A 21,225-nucleotide genomic window follows, 5' to 3' on the forward strand; every position below is an offset into this window, starting at 1 on the left:
GGATTTGAAATTTAGTGTAAAAACTAAGCTTTAAACATTAAATTTTAACACCAAATGTCTATCTTTGGCACTGCTTCTTTGTTTTTTATAGATCAAAGAAGCTTAGAAATAAAAAGGAGACGTGATGTTAAATCCGGCAGAAACCGCTCAAGCGGTCTCAAATTCAATGGAGCATAAAGCCCATACTCCACTTGTAAGCATTATATTTCTTGCTATCATGGCTGGTGCTGCTATTGCTATGGGTGATATCTTCTGGGCTCACTCAACAGTTGGTATGGCTGAAAAACAGTCTATCGGTCTTTCAAACTTCATCGGTGGTATCACATTTAGCTGCGGCCTCATGATGGTTGTATTTTATGGCGGTCACCTATTTACTAGCTCTGTTTTAAGCGGTGTTAGTGCGTATGAGGGCAAATTGCCACTTGGCAAAACCATAAGCTACTGGGTAATTGTTTGGATATTTAACTTCGTTGGTGGCGCATTGATCGCTTATATGTACTACTACTCTGGTTTGCCACTAAAGTATGACGGCTACATCTTGCAACACTTCGTGCCAGCAGCTATTGGCAAGATCACAGCACCATTTCACGAGCTATTTCTTCGTGGTATCTTTTGTAACGTCTTTGTTTGTATGTCTATCTGGACTGCGACAAGCGAGAGTAACCTATCTGGTAAATTCTTTGCCATTATGTGGATGATCGGTGCATTCGTTGCTTGCTCAATGGAGCACTGCGTTGCAAATATGTTCATCATCACTGAAGCTATCATCTCTAAAGCTCACTACATAGCAGCAAGCGGTGGCGACATCAACGCTGCAGCAGCTTTACTTCACACTACAGCTGATAAACTAGATGTCATCAACTGGACAAATTTCTTAAGCAAAAACTTGCTCCCAGTTACACTTGGCAACATCTGCGGTGGTCTTTTCTTTGTTGGTCTTGTTGGCTTCATGGCTAATAAATTTGATATGAAGAAAAAAGCTTAATAAACTCCCTTTTAGTCTTTGCTATTATGGCAAAGGCTAAATTTTAAATTTCTCTCTTTTTTACCTTAAAAGTTTCAAAAAAATCTCTTATTTTTCATCTAAAAAATGTCACACTAATTTAAAATTTATCGTTTTAACTCTCTTGTTTTTGAAAATTTGTGACATTTTGGAGTTTAAAACATCTTAGCTAATAAATTTAGAGCAATAATAAAGCTAAAATTTAATATAATCCCACGAAAAAAGGAGAGCTTATGAAAATTTTCAATGCATTTTTTACTGGCATTATATTTGTTCTTGCTCCTATTTTTACGCTATTTGTTGGAATTTACAACAACTACTTTTCATTTTATGGCATAAACGAGTATTTCAATGTGATTTTTGTGGATAACGTGCCTTTTTTGTGGCTTTTACCTGTGTTTTTTATATTTGGATATTGTTTCTTTTACGCGCCATTTAGGAAAATTTTTAGAGCCTTTTATCTACTCCTACTCCTGCTTTGCGCACTCAGTTGGTATCCTGATTTTGGACGAAGCTTGGGCGAGGCTTATTTTATGAGTAAGCCACTTGAGATGGATCTATCTTCAAATTTACAAAGCGAGCAAAAAACAAGCGGCAAAGTCCTTTATGACGGACGAAGAGAAATTTATTTTCTAAGAAGTGACAATGATAAAGTCGTTAAAATTTCAAAGTAAAGTTTTACCTTTATTTAGTTACAATGGCATAAAAATTTAAAGGTTTAAAATGCGTATAAAACTTCCACACGTACCTTATGTCTCACATAAAATAGCAATAGATCTTTTAAACTGTGGTTTTGTAAAGTTAAACAAAGGTATCGAGCCAATCGTAGCAAAAGCAAGTGAAATTTTAACTACTGACGTTCAAAAAGAAAGAGCGCTGGATGAGCGAGTAAATGAGCTTTTAGAGAAAAACGAGGACGAGATGCAAACTATGCAAATCGACCGCAAAAATATGTTTTGGCTCGTTAAAAAGAAACTTGCTGGCGAATTTGACGTCATTTTAACTCATGAAGATAGATTTAGCAATGTCGCCCACAAGATACTTGAGACTATTTGGAAGAGCGGGTTGGTTGATTATAGCGTATCTGAAAACCGCGTAAAAAACGTGATATATGGCTCGATAGATGAGTATCTAAAGAGCTATGAGAAGATAGAAGATAGCGTCTATGAGATGATGCAAAACTACAAACGCAAACTTATCCCAGGAACTGACGAATACGACCTGATTTTTGAGCGTTTATATCAAGATGAGCTTAAAAAAAGAGGAATGCTTTAATGAAAGCTTATATCTATATTGAAAACGGCGTTTTTTTAGAGGCAAAGGCCTTTGGTGCTCACGGCGAGTGTGCAGGCGAGCTCGTTTTTAATACCTCTATGACTGGCTATGAGGAGATCATGAGCGATCCAAGCTATGCTGGTCAGTTTATCGTCTTTACTATGCCAGAGATCGGCATCGTTGGCATAAACGAAGATGATATGGAGAGCCTTAGAATTCACGCAAGTGGCGTCATAATGAGAAGCTACAACGAGACTCCGTCAAACTACCGCTCGCAAAAATCTTTGGGTAAATTTTTCGAAGAGCAGGGCAAATTTGGCGTTTACGACGTTGATACTAGATATCTAACAAAGATGCTACGAGATGAGGGTGCTTTGATGGCATACATCTCAACGCAGATAAGTGACAAAGATGAGCTAAAACGCAGGCTTGAAAGTAGCGGACGCATAGAAAATATAAACTATGTAAAAACAGTGAGCGCAATGGATGAGTACGAGCATAAAAAAGGCGCTTGGGATAGAAATTTAAAATCATATAAGCCGCTAAAAAGTATCGGCAAAAAGATAGCTGTTTTTGACTTTGGTGTAAAGAGAAATATCTTAAATGAGCTATGTGAAACTGGCCTTGAGGTCATCGTCGTGCCACACGATACTAAGGCTGAAGTTTTGATAGATAAATTTAAAAATGGTGAGATAAATGGTGTCTTTTTATCAAATGGTCCAGGCGAGCCAAAGAATTTAAAGGCCGAAATCGCTGAGATCAAAAAAATGATAGAGGCAAAAATCCCTATATTTGGCATCTGCCTTGGACATCAGCTGCTTTCAAATGCCTTTGGATACGAGACATATAAACTTAAATTTGGTCAGCATGGAGCAAACCATCCAGTATTAAATTTAGAGACAAAAGCGATCGAGATAACAACGCAAAATCACAACTACAACGTGCCAGAGAGCATCGCTGAAGTAGCGGTTGTGACACATAGAAATTTGTTTGACAACACGATCGAGGGCGTAAGATACAAGGGCTATCCGATCTTCTCGGTGCAACATCACCCAGAAGCAAGCAGCGGCCCTAACGAGAGCAAATATATATTTAAGCAGTTTTTAGAAATTTTATAATATGCAAAACATAAGCCTTTACATGATTATCTCAGTTGCGATTTTGAGCAGCTTTAGTCATTGCATCGGCATGTGTAGCGGGTTTTTGAGCTTGCAAGCTCTATTTTTTAAAGGCAAAAGCAAGAGTGAAATTTTAATGCTAAGCACGCTTTATAACCTAGCTAGAATTTTTGCTTATGTGGCTTTGGGAGCTTTGTTTGGCGCTTTTGGGGCAGCCATTAGTTTTGGTATGCAAGCAAGAGGCGTGATATTTTTCATAGTTGGCTTAGTGATCGCATTTATCGGTATCGCTTTGCTTTTTAGGGGCGAGCTTTTAAAATTTATAGAGAGCGAAAAAGCACTTAAATTTATAGTAAAAATGGCAAAAACAAGCGTGCAAAAGAGAAATTTGGCAAATTTTTTACTGCTTGGCTTTTTAAATGGGCTTTTGCCTTGTGGCGTGGTCTATTATTTTTTAGCACTTGGAGTTTTAAGCGCAAATGTGGCTGACGCATCTCTGATAATGCTTATCTTTGGGCTTTGCACCTTACCAGCGATGCTGCTAGCTAGCTTTGTTTTTGGCTTACTAAGAGAGAAATTTAAAGAGATCATGTTTAAGCTCTCAGCTTGCATAATGATCTTAAACGGACTTTATCTATCGTTTTTAGGATATAGAGTAAATGTCTAGTTTAAATTTAGACGAAAAATTCCTTTCAAGTAGCGAGGGTATGAGGCTTGCTAAGCTTGCGATGATGGGCGAGATGATGGCAAATATAACTCACCAGTGGAAGCAGCCGCTAAATGAGCTAAGTTTAGTTTTATATAAGATGAAAAAGCTTGCGGGTAGCGAAGATGGCGAATTTATCGGCTCTTATGAGAGGGCTATGCAGATCATAAAGTATATGTCAGAAACTACTGATGAGTTTAGCTCGTTTTTAAACCCAAATACACTTTCTCAAGAATTTAGCCTAGCAGATGCAGCTAGAGCATCGATACAGATCGTAAAAGGCGTGATGAAAAAAGAGGGCATCCATATAGAGCTTGAGGTGTTAGGGGACTCTAAAATTTATGGTCATAAAAACAGGCTCATGCAAGTCATCATAAATTTACTAAATAACGCAAAAGACGCACTAAATTTACAAAAGATAGAAGATAAAAATATAAAAATAAAGATTGATAGCGATGAAAAATTTGCTTACCTAAGTGTAGAAGATAACGGTGGCGGCATAGATAAAAATGTGATAGATGAGATCTTTAAGCCATATTTTACCACCAAAGAAGATGCCAAAGGCACTGGATTAGGACTTTATATGTCAAAGCAAATAATAGATCAATTTAACGCAGAAATAACAGCGGGCAACAGCGATAATGGAGCCTGTTTTTTAATAAAGTTACCACACAAAGGAGAGATAGATGAATAAAATTTTAAAGAACCTAACGGTTTTGCTTGTCGAAGATGATAGCGACAGCAAAAAGATCATGCACGATGTGCTAAGTGACAATTTTGAGAAAGTTTTTACTGCTCAAAATGGTGATGAAGGTTTGAAAAAATTTAAAAAATATAATCCGAACATGGTAATTACAGACGCCTTTATGCCAATTAGCGATGGACTTGATATGACAAGAAACATCAAAGAAATTTCTAAAGATACACCTATCATCGTCCTAAGTGCGCACAGTGAAAAAGAGACTTTGTTAAAGGCGATCGATGTTGGCGTTGATAAGTATCTCATAAAACCTATCATGGCGGATGATCTTTTAAATACGTTAGAAAATGTTGCAAAAAATAAGATAGAAACATCAAATATCATCCAAGTGGCAAACGGATATAGTTTTAACAAAATTAAGCGCGTTCTTATCAGAGATGGCGTTGAAATTTCACTTACCAAAAAAGAGCTTGCATTTATCTCACTTTTGATAAAAAGACTTGGTACGCTTGTGCTTCACGATGAGATCAAAAGCGTCGTTTGGGTTGGCGAGAGCGTTACCGAAGCAGCTATTAGAACCTTTGTTAAGCGTGTTAGAGACAAAGTTGGCAATAGCTTTATAAAAAATGTTCCTGGACTTGGTTACAAAATAGACAGAAGAATTTCTTAGTATTAAATAATTTATATTAATTAAGTTTTTTTATAGATTTTTTATCTTAGAATAACAATTCGTTAATATAAATTTAACTAGGAGGAGAATTGATGCAACCATCTCAGCTGCTACACTATGATTATAGTGTAGCAAAGCTATTCATGTTTGCCACGATACTTTTTGGTATCATAGGCATGGTTATTGGTGTAGTTATAGCCTTTCAAATGGCCTGTCCAGAGCTTAACTACATAGCTGGCGAGTATTCTATATTTGGAAGACTGCGCCCCCTTCACACTAATGGCATTATCTTTGGCTTCATGCTCTCAGGTATCTTTGCCACATGGTACTACATCGGACAGCGTGTTTTAAAGGTCTCGATGAGTGAGTCGCCATTTTTGATGTTTATTGGCAAGCTTCACTTTTGGCTATATATGCTTGTTATGATTTTAGCCGTTGTTACGCTTTTTATGGGCGAGAGCACAGCAAAAGAATACGCCGAGCTTGAGTGGCCACTAGATATCGCAGTGGTTTTGGTTTGGGTGCTTTGGGGTATTAGTATATTTGGTCTTATTGGTATTCGCCGCGAAAAGACACTTTATATCTCAGTTTGGTACTACATCGCTACATTTTTAGGCGTTGCGATGCTATATCTATTTAACAATATGGAAGTTCCAACAAGGCTCGTTAGTGGATATGGCTCATGGTTGCACTCTGTCTCTATGTATGCTGGCTCAAACGACGCTTTGGTTCAGTGGTGGTATGGTCACAATGCGGTTGCATTCGTCTTTACAGTGGCCATCATCGCTCAAATTTATTATTTCTTACCAAAAGAGAGCGGTCAGCCGATATTTTCATATAAACTATCGCTATTTTCATTTTGGGGTCTGATGTTCATTTACCTTTGGGCTGGCGGACACCACCTCATATACTCTGCTACACCTGATTGGATGCAGACTATGGGTTCAGTCTTTTCTATCGTTTTGATCCTGCCTTCATGGGGCTCCGCGATAAATATCCTTCTTACGATGAAGGGCGAGTGGGCGCAGCTTAGAGAGAGTCCGCTTATCAAATTTATGATCCTAGCTTCTACATTTTATATGTTCTCAACACTGGAAGGTCCGATACTTTCTATCAAGTCTGTAAACGCCCTAGCGCACTTTACTGACTGGGTGCCAGGACACGTTCATGATGGCGCTCTTGGCTGGGTTGGCTTTATGATCATGGCGGCACTTTATCACATGACACCGCGCGTGTTTAAGCGTGAAATTTACTCAAAATCGCTAATGGAAGCTCAGTTTTGGATACAAACAACAGGTATCGTCTTATACTTTGCATCTATGTGGATCGCTGGTATCACGCAAGGTATGATGTGGAGAGCGACTGATAGCTATGGAAATTTACTCTACTCGTTTATAGATACGGTAGTCGTGCTTATCCCATACTACTATATAAGGGCTATTGGCGGACTTCTTTATCTAGTTGGCTTCTTGATGTTTGCTTATAACATCTACAAATCAACTTCTGCTAAAGCTATCTTAGCAGAGCCAAAAAGCGCTTCGCCAATGGGCGGCGGGGCAAAATCTAGCGCGGAGGTGATGTGATGTTTGCTTGGCTAGAAAAAAATCCATTCTTTTTTGCGGTTTGTGTATTTGTCGTCATCGCTTACGCTGGCATAGTTGAAATTTTACCAGACTTTGCAAACAGAGCTAGACCGCTTGAGGGCACAAAGCCTTACACCGTTTTAGAGCTAGCTGGCAAAAACATCTATATGCAAAATGGCTGCAACACTTGCCACTCTCAAATGATCCGTCCGTTTAAGGCAGAGACCGATAGATATGGCATGTACTCGCTAAGCGGCGAATTTGCCTATGATCGTCCGCACCTTTGGGGCTCAAAAAGAACAGGTCCAGATCTTATGCGTGTGGGTAATTATAGAACGACTGACTGGCATGAAAATCACATGCTAAATCCAGCCTCAGTAGTGCCAGGCTCGATCATGCCAGCATATCCATTTTTATTTAAGAAAAATGCTGATATCGAGACTGCTTACGCTGAAGCGCTAACGGTTAAAAAGGTCTTTAACACGCCTTATGACGAAAAGGATATGCCAGCTCTTGGCACGCTAGAGCAGACAAATGCTAATGTCAAGGCTGAGGCTGCAGCTATCGTTGAAAACATGAAAGATGAGCAGGTAAAAAGTGCATTTGAAAAAGGTGAAATTCGCCAGATCGTAGCACTGATTGCTTATCTAAATAGCCTAAAGTAGGAGCGAGAGATGGAGAACATTAGAGAGCTTCAAGCTTATGGCTATTTTTTCTTGACAGTATTTTTGGCGATCACTTTGTACGCTTACTTTTTTCATCTTTATAAGAGCGAAAAAAATGGCAGAAGAAACTACGAGAAGTACTCAAAACTAGCGCTTAACGATGAGATCGGTGGCGAAATTTTAGAGCGCAAGGCTATAAAGGAGAGTGTATGCAATGGCTAAATTTAGAAGATAATATAAATTTACTTGCGTTAATAGGTGCCATTTTAACAATCGTAATAACCGTTGTAATAGCCGGTAAATACGTTGGACAAATGAAAACAAAAAAAGAAGATAACGTGGAGCTTAGCGAGCACAACTGGGACGACATAGGTGAGTATAAAAACCCTGTTCCGCTGGGCTGGGCAGTTGTATTTTTACTTATGTTAGTTTGGGCGATCTGGTACTATTTGCTGGGCTACCCACTAAATTCTTACTCACAAATCGGCGAGTACAACAAAGAGGTCAAAGAAGCAAACGCTAAATTTGAAAAAGAGTATGCAAATCCAAGCAAAGAGACGCTTCACGCTATGGGCGAGAGCATATATCTCGTGCAGTGCTCAGCATGTCACGGCATCACAGGCGATGGCATAGGCGGCAAGGCTGCAAATTTACAAATTTGGGGCAGCGAGAAAGGCATAGTTGAGACTATACTTAATGGCTCAAAAGGGCTTGATTATCCTATGGGTGAGATGCCAGCAGGCTTAGCTGACGCTGATGGCGCAAAGGCGATCGCAGCTTACGTAGCCAAAGAGATAAGCGCGATAAAAAGCACTAAAAATGAAAATTTAGTAGCAACTGGCAAAGAGCTTTATGCTGCATGTGCCTCATGCCACGGCGAAGATGGTAAGGGCATGGATGGTATGTCGGTTGATCTTAGCAAATATGGCTCGGCTAGCTTTGTGGCTGACGTGCTAAATCGCGGCAAAAAAGGTGCGATCGGCACTATGCCTAAATTTAATGATGGCAGGCTAAATGAGATCCAGCAAAGCGCAGTTGGCGAGTACGTCATATCGCTATCAAAGGGCGAATAATGGAAAATAACAATAGAAATGTCTTTGCCTTAAATGGCATTAGCGGGTTTTTAATAGCGGTGGTGCTTTTGCTCTCTATCCTAGCGGTGCTTACATACGTTGGCATCGGCTTGCAAAAAGAGGTCGCAACCAAACCTTACTCACTAAAAGATGCAGCTAGCATCGAGATGAAGAGCGTTGATAACGCTCAACACGTCATTGTAAAGGAGTAGCGATGCTAGGCATAATAGAAAAAGCCATTATCCTGCTAATAGTCGTCGCAGGCACAATTTGTGCTTGGTCAGTGCTTACACCAAATCACCTATTTGTAGGCTAAATTTGAAGAAATTTGCACTCATTTTTATCATTTTGCTGTGGCAAAATTTGGCTTGGGGTGCAAATTTTGTTATCAATGATGATAGAATTTTAAGCCAAAAAGTGAGCCAAAAGCTAAATGAGATCGGCAGCGAGCTTTATCAAAAAAGTGGCATAAATTTAGTAGTTGGCGTATATAAAGATGGCGAGCTGGGCATGCTTTTTAAAGAGCAAAATTTAAGCTCGCCTTTTGTCTTTTTAGTGCTCATAAAAGATAAGCAAAAGGTTGAAATTTTTAGCGATACAAACACTTCAAAGCTCTTTAACAAGGAGCAAATTCTAAGTGTAAATCCAGAATCAGGCACCATTATCCCCATTTTGGTCTCAAAAAACGGCAAAGATGTCTATAACGCCGCTATCTTAAACGGCTACGCTGATATCGCCGAGCAGATCGCTGAGAGCTTAAATTTAAAGCTAGAAAGCGGCATCGGTAGCTCAAACAAGACGACCTTAAATTTCTTGCGAATTTTCATCTACGGCTTGATCGCATTTTTTGTTCTCATCATCTTTTACAAAAAGGTAAAAAATGGCTAAAAAGAGCTTTTGGCCTTATGGCATCGTGCTTAGCATAGTGGCTATCATCTTGGCATGCGCTGCAACCATTGTTGTTGCGATAAACAACCCAGTCGAGATGGATAGTGCTTATATGCAAAGTCACCAAAGTGTTGATGAAAACATCACATTTATAAAAGAGAGCGAGGCGAGATTTGATAAGAAATTTGAGCTTAAATTTGAGCCAGATTTTCAAGGCTTGCAGGGCAAATTTAAATTTCTCCTAACGCCAAAAAGTGGCGAAATTTCAAGCCTTAGCTATGAAATTTTACTAACTCGTCCGCAAACAAATAAAGACAACAAAACATTAAGCGCCTCATGGCAAGAAAACGAGCTTGTAAGTGATAGTGTTAGCCTAAAAGAGGGTAGGTGGCAGCTACTTTTAAGGCTAAGCGACAAGCAAGATACGAGATATTATAAATTTGATTTTAACGCTACAAAGTAAGTTAAATTTACGTCTAAAATCTCTTTTGCCAAAGTCAAAACCAAATAAATTTACCTGCAAATTCGCTAAATGCCAGATCAAACCTCTTTAAAGCCAAAATTTAATCCCAAACGCTTGCAAGTTGCAACATACTCTTTAAATTTATAGATGAGCGGCGAGTATTTTTGCGTATCTATCTTTTCATCTTTTAACAAATTTTCATCCACAAAGATGCCAACTATCTTGCAAGTGACTATACAAAACCACTCTTTTATCTCGCACTTTTCTACGATCGTTTCTATCTGTATCTTGCACTATTTTATGCGCGTGCTTTGGTTTTTGGCGCTAAATTTAAGCAATATAAACCCGACGGCGCCCGAAACTACCGAACCTAGCAAGATAGCGAGCTTGTCGGTGTAGGCAAAGGCGTCCGTGTCGTTGTAGGCTAGGCCGTTAACGAAAAGGCTCATCGTAAATCCTACGCCGCAAAGCACGGCGATGCCGTAAAGCTGGATGAAATTTGACCCCTCGGGCAGCTTGGCTAGCTTAAATTTGATCGCCAAAAAGCTAAATCCAAATACTCCGATTTGCTTGCCGACGAAAAGCCCCAGCGCCGTGCCTAGCGCTACCGGAGACAAAATCTCGTCCAGTCCGACGCCTCGCAGTGAGATGCCTGCGTTTACGAAGGCAAATATCGGCAGCACGCCAAACGCTACCCAGCCGTGCAGGTCGTGCTCGATGCTTTTTAGCATAGATTTGCCTGGCTCGTCTTTAAAGCTAAGCGGTATGAAAAAGGCCGCCACGACGCCGGCAAGCGTGGCGTGAACGCCTGATTTTAGCACCGATACCCACATCACCGCGCCTACGATCAGATACGCCGCCTTGCTCTTTACGCCGAGTCTGTTTAGCACGAAAAGCGCGGCTAGACAAACGCTCGCGACCGCAAGCATTTGGGCGCTAAGCTCGCTCGTGTAAAATAGCGCGATAATCACGATCGCGCAAAGGTCGTCGACGATCGCTAGCGTCATGAGGAAAATTTTTAAACTAGTCGGTACGCGAGGCCCGAGTAGGCTCAAAATCCCCAGAGCAAACGCGATATCCGTTGCCGTCGGTATCGCCCAGCCGCCAAGCGCGAAGGAGTCGTGTTTCGTAAAAAGATAGAAGATAACCGCGGGCACTATCAGGCCGCCTGCCGCGCCGATCGCTGGTAGCGCGATTTGCGACGGATTTTTTAGCTCGCCCTCCAGCACCTCGCGCTTTAGCTCAAGTCCGATGAGAAAGAAAAATACCGCCATCAACCCGTCGTTCACCCACAAGATCAGGGGTTTGCTTAGTCCGTATTCGCCGAAGCTCATGGTAAATTTGGTATTTAAAAATTCGTTGTAAAAATCGCTCAAAAACGTATTTTGACACAGTAGCGCCGCGATCGTAGCGATCATCAGCAAAATCCCGCCGCTGGCTTCGTGTTTTAAAAACTCTTTTATTCCGCCCATTTTGCTTCCTTTTCGTAATTTCGGCGATTATAGCGTATTTTTACGCTCGCATAAAATTCGGGCGAATTTGGCTATAATCAGTTCAAATTTAAAGGTAAATTTAGTAGACGCATCGCTAAATTTTGCCATACCGCGCTTGCGGGAGCGGGACGCTTGCACACGGTTTTTATAGATTAAGGAGCGAAAATGAATGAAATTTTAGATATATGTAAGCGTGCAAAGGCTGTTTGCGGCGAGCTTTTGAAACTTGATAGCAGGGCTAAATTTGCAGCCAAAAGTTTTTAGCCAAGGTCAAAGCCAAATAAATTTACCAAACGCTAGATCAAACCTCTTTAAAGCCAAAATTTAAGCCCAAACGCTTGCCAGTTTTAACGTACTCTTTAAATTTATAGATTAGAGGCGACCAACTTTTAGTATCGATCTTTTCATCTTTTAACAAATTTTCATCCACAAAGATGCCAACTATCTTGCAAGTGACTATACAAAACCACTCCTTTATCTCACACTTTTCTACGATCGTTTCTATCTGTATCTTGCACTCTTTTATGCGCACGCTTTTTGCCTTTACGCCTGGCTCTTTGTGTAAATTTGCCACCTTAAATTTATCACTTTCGTAGCTGTATCCAAGGGCTCTTTTCTCCTCTAGCACATCCTCGTCGCCTGTTAGTTTTTCTATCTTTTTTATAGCTTCAAGCAAGCTCTCATCACATAAATTTAGCGTGATGTCTGAGCCATTTTGGATATTTTTATAGCCTTTGTTATCAACTCCGATGCCAAGTACCACGCTATCTCCTAGCGTCCAAGAGGATGAAAGCACGGTGATATCATCTCGCCCTTTTTGATCTTTTGTGGTGGCAAGCAAAACTGGAAAGCCGTAGTAAAAGCCATATCTGTTTAACTCTTTATGCATTTTTACTCCTTTTTGAAATTGTAGCCCCCAGCACTTTAAGGCTTAAATTTTTAATGAATTTAGAAAAATTTTCAAAGCTTAGCTTAAGTGAGAAAAAGCGCTCTTTTATCAGCTTTTGGCTATCATTTTTAAAAATTTAAGAGAGAAAAATGCACAATCTAAATCAACTTTTCGTCTTTACAAACTCGCGTAAGATCAGGGAATTTAACGCTGGTTTTAATGACGAGCTAATCCCAAAAAGTCTAAGCATCGCTGAGTTTTATAAAAAGGCCATCTTTGTAAATGGCCGCTTTGAGTGCGATAGCACCTACGCTTTAGTGCTTATGAACAGAGCCTGTGCCAGCGTCAAAGAGGCAAACTCGGTGCTTAAAATCCCAACTGAGTTTTTTGAGTTTTTGAAAAACAACGACTATCTTTTTTCATTTTTTAAAGAGCTAGCCATTAGCAAAAAGAGCATTGAAGAGATAAAATTTAACGACATTTACGCTGATTTTGAGGAGCATTTAAGCATACTTGAAGCGGTTTTAAAAGAGTATGAGAGCTTGCTTGATAAAGAGGATCTTTATGATGATATAACCCTGCCAAAAATTTACTCGATAAATGAAGCTTACATAAGAAGTTTTAGTGAAATTTCACTGCACATTGATGGTATTTTAAGCGAGTTTGAGTGGGAAATTTTAGAAAAAATTTCAAAACTAACCACGCTAAAAATTATCTTTCAAACTAGCGTTTTTAATAAAAAACTAATAGAAAAGATAAGGCAAATTTCAGCCATTAGCGAGTTTGAAAACTATAAAAAATATGAGCTAAATTTAAATACAAATGAGCTAGTTTGCTTAGAAAATATCACAAAATTTGAGCCAGTTTTAGTAAGAAATTTCGCCACAAGAAGCTTGCAGTGCGCTTACGCTATGGCAAAGGCGAGCGAGTTTGTGCGTGAGGGCATAAAACCTGAAAATATCGCTGTCATCTTGCCAGATGAGGGCTTTAGTGAGATTTTAAGGCTTCATGATAGCGCTAAAATTTTCAACTACGCCATGGGCGAGAGCTTTAAAAATACAAAATTTTATGAGGCGCTTTACTACATCACAAGAGCGATCAATGAAGAGGCAAGCCCAGTTTTTGATCAAAGCAAGTGTGAGAGCTACGAGGAGCTTGGCTTTATTTTAAGCGAATTTGGCGTGAGTGAGCAGCTTTTTGAGAAATTTAAGGCTAGCTATTTTGAGGCGTGTGAATTTAGCAAATTTAAAGAGCTAATAGATGAGCTTTTAGTGCTTGAAAATGAGCCAAGATATGAAGAGAAGCTCGCACTTGAGCTTTTTAGGATGGAGAATTTATGCAGGTATTTTAGCTTTAGTCTAAAGCAGCTAAGTGAGATTTTCTTGCTAAATATCTCACGCCTAAGCATCGATGACGTGGGCGGCGGAAAGATCAGCGTCATGGGCATGCTAGAGAGCCGCGGGATGAAATTTGATGGCGTTATCATAGTTGATTTTAACGACAACTTCATCCCGGCAAGAAGCGCAAACGAGATGTTTTTAAACTCAAAAGTGAGGCAAAAAGCGGGGCTTATAAGCTATATTGAGCGCGAGAATTTGCAGAGATTTTACTACGAAAGCCTCATAAATAACGCCAAAAAAGTGGCGATAAGTTGCTGCGTAAATGAAGAGAGCATACCTTCAAGATTTTTAAAAAATTTCAAAATGATAAAAGATGAAAAATTTAGCGATGAGGCCTATTTGAAGCTATTTTTAAAAGGAGAGGCGAGCTTAAATTTAAGTGATGATGAGATTATCTTAGAGCATGATTTCTTCGCAAACCCACTCTCATTTTCGACGTTAAATTTATTTCTAACCTGCCCAAGAAAATACTACTACACAAAGATAGCTCACATAAATGCGCCAAAAGCTATTGCAAGCGAGCTTGGCACAAAGCAAGGAAATAGCGTTCATAGCGCACTTTTTGAATACTATACGAGTGAGTTTTATAAGCAAAATAACGTCTTTGATCTAGCCGTTTTTAAAGAGATGCTAGCAAAGCAAAATCTTACGCCACTTGAGTTTGAAATTTGGACGCATAAATTTAAAGAGTATGAAATTTATGAAAACGAGCGTTTAAGGGCTGGTTTTAGGATACTTGAGTGCGAAAAAGAGGTGCAAAGCGAGTTTTGCGGCGTGCAGATAAAGGGATTTATCGATAGGATCGACGTTGGCGCAAACGACGACGTGCTTATACTTGATTATAAAACGGGCGAAGCAAATGTAAATTCGCTCCAGCTTGCATTTTACGAAGCGCTTTACGGCGGCAAGGTGCGAAGTGCTTACTATGCCCTAAAAAACGAACCTAGCTTAGTTGGCTCTAAAAAAAGCGTAGAGGATCTAGGCGGCGAGATAGGAAAGCTAAAAACCATAAACAAAACCAAGATAAATTTTGAAAGAAAGAGCGGTGCTTGCGCATTTTGCGAATACGCTACACTTTGTAGGAGAGAGTTATGAAAAATTTTTTAGCCCTAAAAGCAAGTGCTGGAAGCGGTAAGACCTTTGCGCTAAGCGTTCGCTACATCGTTTTGGTGCTTCGAGGCGAAAATATAAACGAGATCGTCGCTCTAACTTTTACAAAAAAAGCAGCAAACGAGATGAAAGAGCGCATAATCGCCACTTTTTTGGACTTGCAAAACAAAAAAGGCGAGCTTGAAGCGGTGTGCGCGGAGCTTGATATAAGCCAAGATGAGGCGATAAAAAGGCGAGATGAGAGGCTTAGCATCTTTTTGCAAAGTGAGCTAAAAATTTATACATTTGATGCGTTTTTCTCTGGGATTTTGAAAAAATTTAGCCAAAATTTAGGCATTAGCCCTGATTACAGCGTGCAAGATAGCTTGCAAGATCTGGCGTGGAAAAAATTTGTAAAAGAGGCTAGTAAGGATAAAAAGCTTCTTAGTGAGCTTGCGCTAATGATGATCATTTCAAGCCAAAAAGAGGCTAGCTTTTCGCAGACTTTGGCGAAATTTTATGAGAGCTTTGGCGGCGAGCTAAAAGATAGTGGCGCAAGCTATCCAGATGATAGCAAAGTAAGGGCGGCGCAAAGGGCGATAAATGAGCATATAGCCTTGCAAAATGGCGCTAGCGATGTGGCTAAAAAGACATTTGGCGAGCAGAATTTATTTGAGCTATTTAAGAATAAGGTTTTTGCTAGAGAAAGCCTAGACTACCGCACTTTTAGCAAAATTTATACTCCTGAGCTTGATAGGCTCTTTTTTGAGCTAAAAGAGGCAGCGAAAAACTACATTTTAGAGGTCGAAAAGTATAGGCTAAGTGGCTTTAGCAAGCTTTTAAAGCTTTACAAAGCGTCAAATTTGGAGCTAAACAAGGAGATAAATGCGCTAAGTTTTGCTGATATAAACAAGCTGGTTTTTAAGCTTTTGGTGCAAAATTTGGATAAAGAGGCGCTTTATTTTAGGCTCGATGGCAGGATAAATCACCTCTTAGTTGATGAGTTTCAAGATACAAACGTGATCCAGTACGAGATCATCTTGCCGCTCATCGCTGAAATCGTCTCTGGATACGGACAAAACGGACTTGGAAGCTTCTTTTACGTGGGCGACACGAAGCAGAGCATCTATAAATTTAGAGGTGGCAAAAAGGAGCTTTTTGACAAGCTCGGAGATGATTTTAGTCAGATAGATATAGAAAATTTGCCAAGCAACTACCGAAGTTTGAAGGCTTTGGTGAAATTTAATAACGCCGTTTTTGAAGAAATTTATCATAGATATGGGCTTAGTTTTGAGCCACAAGAGCCCGCTAAAAAAGATGAGACGCTAAGCTACGAGGCAAGTGGCGAGTGTGCGTACTTTGAAGTAGAAAAAGATGACTACGGCTACTTGCGTGTGCTAAGCGATGAAGATATCGCAGGTGCGGTCGTTTCGCAAGCAAGTGAGCTTTTAAAAGCTGGCGTAAATGCAAGCGATATAACCGTGCTTTGCTGGAAAAATAGCGACATAAGCTTCATCTCAGAAGTGCTTAGTAGCGCAGGGATAAAAAGCGTCAATGAAGGTACTTTGGAGCTAAAAAGAACGCCGCTTGTCGCAGCGATCATCGAGTATGCGAAATTTTGCCTCTTTAAAGAAGAAATTTATGAGAAAAATGTAAAAGCGCTAGTAAATGCAAATGTCAAAAAACTAAATATAAAGCCAGAAGTGAGCGCGACAAATAGCCTATTTTACCTAGCTAAAAATTTAGGCATAAGCATGGCAGACGTTGATATCTTAAGGCTATTTGAGCTAAGCGCGGGATATAAAAATTTAAGTGATTTTATATTTAATCTTGAAAACTTTAGCTCTAAAATCAGTCCAAAAAGCAGCGACGGCGTGAGAGTGATGACCGTGCATAAGTCAAAGGGGCTTGAGTTTGCTCATGTCATAGTTTGCGACATGATGGGCAAGGGCAGGGGTGATGACTCAAATTTCATAACCGAATACAGCGAAAAGGGCGAGTGGATCGTAAAGAGTAAAATTTCAGGCAGAGAAAATTTTGATAGCGACTACGCAAGCGTTTTAGAGCAGATGAAAGAGCTTGAAAAGCAAGAAAATATCAATAAAATTTACGTCGCTTTCACAAGGGCAACAAAGTCGCTCATCATCATCAAACAAGTCGTTCCAAGCGGAAATAGCCCAAGCTTTTTCTCGTTTTACACAAGAAGCGACAAGAGCGAAGCAAATGACTATCTTGATCTAAAAGAGTTTAGCTTTGGCAAAATTTTACCTAGTAAAACTGAGCAAAAAGAGCTAAAAAAAGATGAAAAAATGCCTGAAATTTTAAGGATAGAGAGGCAAGAGGTTGAGGTAAAAGAGCAAAAGACGAGTGGTAAAAATTTAAGCGCGATATATTTTGGTCTGGCGTTTCACTATCTGCTTGAGATGAGCGAGAAATTTGATGAAATTTCACTAGAAAAAGCTAAAAATTTGATGCTAAATAAATTTCATAAATTTTTGCCACTTGAAGCACTTGAAGATGCCTATAAAAGGGCGAAAATGCTTATAAGTGAGCCAAAATTTATAGAGTGCATACAAGACAAAGAAATTTATAAAGAGCAGCCATTTAAAGTAAAAAATGAGCTAAAACAGATGGATCTTTTTTGCTTTAATGAGCGTGAAATTTGCGTGATTGATTATAAAACGACAGATAAAAATATAGAAGAGAACAAAAAGCAGGTAAAAGAGTATAAAGATGCGCTCGCTAAATTTTATGAAAAACATAGTATAATCGCCGTCATTTTCTATGCACTTGAAGGCAAAATTTCATATATTGAAGTTTAAACGCTACTTAATTTAAGCTTTGTCAAAGCATTCTTTAAATACAATCACAACTCAAAAATTAACTTGGCAAAGGTAAGAAAATGACAAAAATAACAAGGCCAAACGAAGTTAAGCGAGACTGGATCGTAGTTGATGCAGCTGGTAAGCGCTTTGGTAGATTGCTAACTGAGGTAGCAACTATACTTCGTGGCAAAAACAAACCATGCTTCACGCCAAACGTAGATTGCGGCGACTATGTTATCATCATAAATGCTTCTAAAGTAGAATTTACTGGTAATAACAAAGCTGAAGATAAACTTTATCACAGACACTCAGGATATTTTGGCAGCGTAAAGAGCGAGAAATTTGGCGATTTGATAGCAAATAAGCCAGAAAAACTATTTAAATTAGCTGTTCGTGGCATGCTTCCAAAGACAAAACTTGGAAGAGAGATGATAAAAAAACTAAAAGTTTATGCTGGCAGTGAGCATCCTCATACGGCACAAATAGCTAAAAAAGAAGGAAAATAATTATGGCAAAAGTTTATGCAACTGGTAAAAGAAAAACTGCCGTAGCAAAGGTTTGGATAAAGTCTGGAAGCGGTAAAATCGTAGTAAATGGTATGGATCTTAACACTTGGCTTGGCGGTCACGAGGCTATCAAGCTTAAAGTTATTCAACCACTTTTAGTAACAAAACAAGAGAGTTTAATAGACGTAGTAGCTACAACTTTAGGTGGCGGTTATTCAGCACAAGCTGAGGCTTTAAGACATGGCATTTCACGTGCTTTAGCTGATATGGATGCTGATTTTAGAGCAGCGCTTAAACCAAAAGGCTTACTAACTAGAGATTCTCGTGTTGTTGAACGTAAGAAATTTGGTAGAAGAAAGGCTAGAAGAAGCCCACAATTCTCTAAACGTTAATGGTTTTTTGCAAGTGCTTTTGCATTTGCAAAATTTAGGTTATGTAAATTGTCAGATTTACATTAAGAATTTGGTTATAATTTAAAGTTGATTTATTTTTATTTAGGTAAAATTATAGTCAACATTAAAAATCCCTATTTGAAAGGAATTCTATTATGAAAAAGATTGCTTTAGCTATGGTTGCCGCAACAGCGGTTTTTGCGTCTAACGCAGCATACAACTATGAGATCACTCCAACTATCGGTGGTGTTCATCCAGAAGGAAATCTACGTGTAAAAGACCACAATTTTGTTGGTATTAGAGCGGCTAGAAACCTTGAAGATTTTTTCTTTGATCAAGTTGAACTTGGTGTTGATTACTCTCAAAAACTAAAAGAGAGAACAGGTAACGTTGTAAGAGAGGGTAGAGCTCTTAGATATCATGCTAACCTTGTAAAAAATATCGTTGACTTTGGACCAGTTAGCCTATATGGTTTAATCGGTGCTGGTTATGAAGACGTTCCAGCTATTTTTGTTAAAAACGAAGATGGCGGTTTTGGTCAATATGGTCTTGGTTTAAGATACCAAGTAACTGATAGATTTGCTCTTAAAGCAGAGGCAAGAGATGCTATCAAATTTGAGCATGCTGATCACAACCTATTCTATTCACTAGGCTTTGGCATCGGTCTTGATTCAAAAGCAGCTCCAGTTGTAGCAGCAGCTCCAGCAGCAGCTCCAGCAGCAGCTCCAGCTCCAGTTCTTGATGATGACAATGATGGCGTGCCAAATGATATCGATCAATGCCCTAACACTCCAGCTGGTGTAGTTGTTGACGAAAGAGGATGCGAGAAAGTTATCGTTCTTAGAGATTTAGATGTTAACTTCGCATTTGATAGCTACAAAGTTGGACCAAAATATGCAGCTGAGATCAAAAAAGTAGCTGACTTTATGGGTGAACACCCAGATTATAAAGTTGTACTTGCTGGTCACACTGATAGCGTAGGTGCAGAAGCTTACAACCAAAAACTATCTGAAAAAAGAGCAAAAGCAGTGGCTGAGGTTCTTGCTGGTTACGGCGTAGAAAAAGCTAAAATTTCTACAGTTGGTTATGGCGAACTTAAACCAATCGCTACAAACAAAACTAAAGAAGGTCGCGCTCAAAACAGACGTGTTGAAGCTACTTTCAATAAATAATTTTATTATTTAAAATTACTTCTTTATGGCTTGGCTTCGGCTGAGCCCTTTTTTGTTTCTGCGGAGATTATCATGAAAAAAACTATACTTTTTGACTTAGACGGCACACTTATAGACTCTACTTCTGCTATTTTAAAAGGTTTTGATGCGGCATTTTTAGCTCACGACAAGAAAAAACCTGATCATGATGCGCTAAAATCTCTAGTAGGATATCCGCTTGAAATAATGTTTGAAAAACTTGGTGCGAAGAAAAATTTAATAGGTGAATATGTAAAAGAGTATAAAGCTTGCTACGAGAAGATCTATTTAGATGAGACTACGCTTTTACCGCATGCTATGGATGCTTTAAAAGAAGCTAGCACGTTTGCTGATGTTGGTGTTGTTACGACAAAGACATCAAAATTTTCTATCATTTTACTTGAACATTTAGGCGTTATGAAATTTATAAAAACGGTTGTCGGACGAGATGATGTTGTTAATCCAAAACCAGATCCAGAACCTATAAATTTAGCTTTAAAGAGGCTAGAAAAAGAAAAAGACAATGTGTTTATGGTTGGCGATACCATCATGGATCTAAAGGCTGCTAAAGCTGCTCTTATAACTGGCGTTGGCCTTACATGCGGATATGGTAAAGAGTCCGATTTGAGGCAGTTTAGCGAGCATATATTTGCAAATCCACATGAGGCTGTCGGTTTTATAAAAGAAGCTTGATAGTTAAAATTTATTAAAGCTCTTGAGCCTGACACCATTTAAACGTAAATTTATTCATAAATTTTTGTTTTAACTTATTACAAAATGCTTTGATGGACCAAAAAGAATTTTATAATTTCATATAAAGAATACCTACTACTATTTGATTAATCTAGATAATTCTTGTTTTTAGTAAATTTGTTGTTTTAGATAAATTTATTAGCAAAATATGCCAACTAATATGCTCGTATTAGAATTTATTAGGTAGGAATTTTGTAGGCATTGAAAAAGAGCCGAAATTTATAGACATAGTACTTAATCGAAGCTGGCGTGGAGGCTGAGTTTGTCTATAAGATAAGCGAGGGCAGACCAAATGTCGAAGATAGACTTAAAAACGGCGACATCGCACTTGTTATAAATACAAGCGATACAAAATCAAGTGTGGATGATGGCAAAAAGATCCGTCAAAATGTGCTTAGATTTAAAATTCCATACTTCACAACTATCCGTGCAGCACTTGCAGCTGCCAAGTCTCTAAGCACAGTTCAAACTGGCAAAGCACTTGAAGTAAAAAGCTTGCAAGAGTATCTAAGCGAGAAATGAACCAAAAAGAGTGCGTAATAGA

23 protein-coding genes and 1 pseudogene are annotated in these 21,225 nt (G+C 39.1%); 21 read left to right on the forward strand and 3 right to left on the reverse strand.

Annotated features, from left to right (window positions below; all coding sequences use genetic code 11):
- The first annotated feature begins 124 nt into the window (after positions 1–124).
- The 14 genes from CVS91_RS07605 (at position 125) to CVS91_RS07670 (ending at position 10,144) form a co-directional block, all read left to right on the forward strand.
- Complete coding sequence (locus CVS91_RS07605) at positions 125–985, forward strand: formate/nitrite transporter family protein (RefSeq protein WP_103569455.1); 861 nt, start codon at positions 125–127, stop codon at positions 983–985.
- Positions 986–1,236: 251 nt separating this feature from the next.
- Entirely contained in the window at positions 1,237–1,677 is a 441-nt protein-coding gene (locus CVS91_RS07610) for a hypothetical protein (protein WP_021089386.1), read from the forward strand.
- Between the two features lie 49 nt (positions 1,678–1,726).
- Positions 1,727–2,278 carry a DUF507 family protein gene (locus CVS91_RS07615; RefSeq protein ID WP_012001188.1) on the forward strand — a complete coding sequence of 184 codons (552 nt, stop codon included), beginning with the start codon at positions 1,727–1,729 and terminating at the stop codon, positions 2,276–2,278.
- A complete protein-coding gene (gene carA / locus CVS91_RS07620; RefSeq protein WP_107831384.1) occupies positions 2,278–3,396 on the forward strand; it encodes a glutamine-hydrolyzing carbamoyl-phosphate synthase small subunit in 1,119 nt (372 codons plus the stop codon). The genes CVS91_RS07615 and carA overlap by 1 nt, the downstream gene beginning before the upstream one ends.
- A gap of 22 nt (positions 3,397–3,418) precedes the next feature.
- The gene (locus CVS91_RS07625; RefSeq protein WP_107831407.1) at positions 3,419–4,063 is read left to right on the forward strand and encodes a sulfite exporter TauE/SafE family protein; all 645 of its coding nucleotides are present in this window, start codon (positions 3,419–3,421) and stop codon (positions 4,061–4,063) included.
- The gene (locus tag CVS91_RS07630) at positions 4,056–4,796 is read left to right on the forward strand and encodes a sensor histidine kinase (protein ID WP_107831386.1); all 741 of its coding nucleotides are present in this window, start codon (positions 4,056–4,058) and stop codon (positions 4,794–4,796) included. The genes CVS91_RS07625 and CVS91_RS07630 overlap by 8 nt, the downstream gene beginning before the upstream one ends.
- Positions 4,789–5,472, forward strand: a complete 684-nt coding sequence (locus tag CVS91_RS07635) for a response regulator transcription factor (RefSeq protein WP_107831388.1) — start codon at positions 4,789–4,791, stop codon at positions 5,470–5,472. The genes CVS91_RS07630 and CVS91_RS07635 overlap by 8 nt, the downstream gene beginning before the upstream one ends.
- Before the next feature lie 92 nt (positions 5,473–5,564).
- Positions 5,565–7,055 (forward strand): cytochrome-c oxidase, cbb3-type subunit I, encoded by a 1,491-nt coding sequence (gene ccoN / locus CVS91_RS07640; RefSeq protein WP_107831389.1) that lies wholly within the window; start codon positions 5,565–5,567, stop codon positions 7,053–7,055.
- Positions 7,055–7,720, forward strand: coding sequence for a cytochrome-c oxidase, cbb3-type subunit II (gene ccoO / locus CVS91_RS07645; RefSeq protein WP_103630962.1), 666 nt, complete (start codon positions 7,055–7,057; stop codon positions 7,718–7,720). Before ccoN ends, ccoO begins: the two co-directional genes overlap by 1 nt.
- Positions 7,721–7,729: 9 nt before the next feature.
- On the forward strand, positions 7,730–7,942 hold the full coding sequence (locus CVS91_RS07650) for a cytochrome c oxidase, cbb3-type, CcoQ subunit (RefSeq protein ID WP_103569449.1): 213 nt from the start codon (positions 7,730–7,732) through the stop codon (positions 7,940–7,942).
- Complete coding sequence (locus CVS91_RS07655) at positions 7,930–8,793, forward strand: cbb3-type cytochrome c oxidase N-terminal domain-containing protein (protein ID WP_107831391.1); 864 nt, start codon at positions 7,930–7,932, stop codon at positions 8,791–8,793. The genes CVS91_RS07650 and CVS91_RS07655 overlap by 13 nt, the downstream gene beginning before the upstream one ends.
- Positions 8,793–9,005, forward strand: coding sequence for a DUF4006 family protein (locus CVS91_RS07660; RefSeq protein ID WP_021092876.1), 213 nt, complete (start codon positions 8,793–8,795; stop codon positions 9,003–9,005). Before CVS91_RS07655 ends, CVS91_RS07660 begins: the two co-directional genes overlap by 1 nt.
- A 106-nt stretch (positions 9,006–9,111) precedes the next feature.
- A complete protein-coding gene (locus CVS91_RS07665; RefSeq protein WP_107831393.1) occupies positions 9,112–9,681 on the forward strand; it encodes a hypothetical protein in 570 nt (189 codons plus the stop codon).
- Positions 9,674–10,144: a FixH family protein gene (locus CVS91_RS07670; protein WP_107831395.1), complete on the forward strand. Its 471-nt coding sequence runs from the start codon at positions 9,674–9,676 to the stop codon at positions 10,142–10,144. Before CVS91_RS07665 ends, CVS91_RS07670 begins: the two co-directional genes overlap by 8 nt.
- A gap of 77 nt (positions 10,145–10,221) precedes the next feature.
- Here the strand turns inward: CVS91_RS07670 and CVS91_RS10585 are convergent, their stop codons facing one another.
- From CVS91_RS10585 to CVS91_RS07685, 3 genes are all read right to left on the reverse strand, one after another.
- Positions 10,222–10,350 carry a hypothetical protein gene (locus CVS91_RS10585; RefSeq protein ID WP_265094395.1) on the reverse strand — a complete coding sequence of 43 codons (129 nt, stop codon included), beginning with the start codon at positions 10,348–10,350 and terminating at the stop codon, positions 10,222–10,224.
- An 87-nt stretch (positions 10,351–10,437) separates the two neighbouring features.
- Entirely contained in the window at positions 10,438–11,616 is a 1,179-nt protein-coding gene (gene nhaA / locus CVS91_RS07675; protein WP_107831397.1) for a Na+/H+ antiporter NhaA, read from the reverse strand.
- 322 nt (positions 11,617–11,938) lie between these two features.
- Positions 11,939–12,526: a flavin reductase gene (locus CVS91_RS07685; protein WP_103608518.1), complete on the reverse strand. Its 588-nt coding sequence runs from the start codon at positions 12,524–12,526 to the stop codon at positions 11,939–11,941.
- 149 nt (positions 12,527–12,675) lie between these two features.
- On the opposite strand from CVS91_RS07685, the gene CVS91_RS07690 reads away from it, so the two are divergent.
- The 7 genes and pseudogenes from CVS91_RS07690 to CVS91_RS07720 form a co-directional block, all read left to right on the forward strand.
- Positions 12,676–15,021 (forward strand): PD-(D/E)XK nuclease family protein, encoded by a 2,346-nt coding sequence (locus tag CVS91_RS07690; protein ID WP_107831399.1) that lies wholly within the window; start codon positions 12,676–12,678, stop codon positions 15,019–15,021.
- Positions 15,018–17,837, forward strand: coding sequence for a RecB-like helicase (locus tag CVS91_RS07695; RefSeq protein ID WP_107831401.1), 2,820 nt, complete (start codon positions 15,018–15,020; stop codon positions 17,835–17,837). The genes CVS91_RS07690 and CVS91_RS07695 overlap by 4 nt, the downstream gene beginning before the upstream one ends.
- A gap of 80 nt (positions 17,838–17,917) precedes the next feature.
- On the forward strand, positions 17,918–18,346 hold the full coding sequence (gene rplM, locus CVS91_RS07700; protein WP_107831403.1) for a 50S ribosomal protein L13: 429 nt from the start codon (positions 17,918–17,920) through the stop codon (positions 18,344–18,346).
- A 2-nt stretch (positions 18,347–18,348) separates the two neighbouring features.
- Entirely contained in the window at positions 18,349–18,738 is a 390-nt protein-coding gene (gene rpsI / locus CVS91_RS07705) for a 30S ribosomal protein S9 (protein WP_002939337.1), read from the forward strand.
- 155 nt (positions 18,739–18,893) lie between these two features.
- Positions 18,894–19,910 carry an OmpA family protein gene (locus CVS91_RS07710; RefSeq protein ID WP_009294838.1) on the forward strand — a complete coding sequence of 339 codons (1,017 nt, stop codon included), beginning with the start codon at positions 18,894–18,896 and terminating at the stop codon, positions 19,908–19,910.
- A 72-nt stretch (positions 19,911–19,982) separates the two neighbouring features.
- Complete coding sequence (locus CVS91_RS07715) at positions 19,983–20,621, forward strand: HAD family hydrolase (RefSeq protein WP_107831405.1); 639 nt, start codon at positions 19,983–19,985, stop codon at positions 20,619–20,621.
- A gap of 294 nt (positions 20,622–20,915) precedes the next feature.
- Positions 20,916–21,203: pseudogene (locus CVS91_RS07720) on the forward strand (hypothetical protein); the annotation flags it as partial.
- Positions 21,204–21,225 lie beyond the last annotated feature (22 nt).

It is taken from the genome of Campylobacter concisus (assembly GCF_003048985.1).
Classification (GTDB): Bacteria; Campylobacterota; Campylobacteria; order Campylobacterales; family Campylobacteraceae; genus Campylobacter_A; species Campylobacter_A concisus_AY.

Bases quoted from the DNA above. Each gene is read 5' to 3' on its own strand.
- rpsI (WP_002939337.1), top strand. From the start codon at position 18,349: ATGGCAAAAGTTTATGCAACTGGTAAAAGAAAAACTGCCGTAGCAAAG.
- CVS91_RS07710 (WP_009294838.1), top strand. From the start codon at position 18,894: ATGAAAAAGATTGCTTTAGCTATGGTTGCCGCAACAGCGGTTTTTGCG.
- CVS91_RS07635 (WP_107831388.1), top strand. From the start codon at position 4,789: ATGAATAAAATTTTAAAGAACCTAACGGTTTTGCTTGTCGAAGATGAT.
- CVS91_RS07610 (WP_021089386.1), top strand. From the start codon at position 1,237: ATGAAAATTTTCAATGCATTTTTTACTGGCATTATATTTGTTCTTGCT.
- CVS91_RS07670 (WP_107831395.1), top strand. From the start codon at position 9,674: ATGGCTAAAAAGAGCTTTTGGCCTTATGGCATCGTGCTTAGCATAGTG.
- CVS91_RS07650 (WP_103569449.1), top strand. From the start codon at position 7,730: ATGGAGAACATTAGAGAGCTTCAAGCTTATGGCTATTTTTTCTTGACA.
- CVS91_RS07685 (WP_103608518.1), bottom strand. From the start codon at position 12,526: ATGCATAAAGAGTTAAACAGATATGGCTTTTACTACGGCTTTCCAGTT.
- CVS91_RS07660 (WP_021092876.1), top strand. From the start codon at position 8,793: ATGGAAAATAACAATAGAAATGTCTTTGCCTTAAATGGCATTAGCGGG.
- carA (WP_107831384.1), top strand. From the start codon at position 2,278: ATGAAAGCTTATATCTATATTGAAAACGGCGTTTTTTTAGAGGCAAAG.
- CVS91_RS07690 (WP_107831399.1), top strand. From the start codon at position 12,676: ATGCACAATCTAAATCAACTTTTCGTCTTTACAAACTCGCGTAAGATC.
- nhaA (WP_107831397.1), bottom strand. From the start codon at position 11,616: ATGGGCGGAATAAAAGAGTTTTTAAAACACGAAGCCAGCGGCGGGATT.
- rplM (WP_107831403.1), top strand. From the start codon at position 17,918: ATGACAAAAATAACAAGGCCAAACGAAGTTAAGCGAGACTGGATCGTA.
- CVS91_RS07625 (WP_107831407.1), top strand. From the start codon at position 3,419: ATGATTATCTCAGTTGCGATTTTGAGCAGCTTTAGTCATTGCATCGGC.
- CVS91_RS07715 (WP_107831405.1), top strand. From the start codon at position 19,983: ATGAAAAAAACTATACTTTTTGACTTAGACGGCACACTTATAGACTCT.
- CVS91_RS07655 (WP_107831391.1), top strand. From the start codon at position 7,930: ATGCAATGGCTAAATTTAGAAGATAATATAAATTTACTTGCGTTAATA.
- ccoN (WP_107831389.1), top strand. From the start codon at position 5,565: ATGCAACCATCTCAGCTGCTACACTATGATTATAGTGTAGCAAAGCTA.
- CVS91_RS07695 (WP_107831401.1), top strand. From the start codon at position 15,018: ATGAAAAATTTTTTAGCCCTAAAAGCAAGTGCTGGAAGCGGTAAGACC.
- CVS91_RS07615 (WP_012001188.1), top strand. From the start codon at position 1,727: ATGCGTATAAAACTTCCACACGTACCTTATGTCTCACATAAAATAGCA.
- ccoO (WP_103630962.1), top strand. From the start codon at position 7,055: ATGTTTGCTTGGCTAGAAAAAAATCCATTCTTTTTTGCGGTTTGTGTA.
- CVS91_RS07630 (WP_107831386.1), top strand. From the start codon at position 4,056: ATGTCTAGTTTAAATTTAGACGAAAAATTCCTTTCAAGTAGCGAGGGT.
- CVS91_RS07605 (WP_103569455.1), top strand. From the start codon at position 125: ATGTTAAATCCGGCAGAAACCGCTCAAGCGGTCTCAAATTCAATGGAG.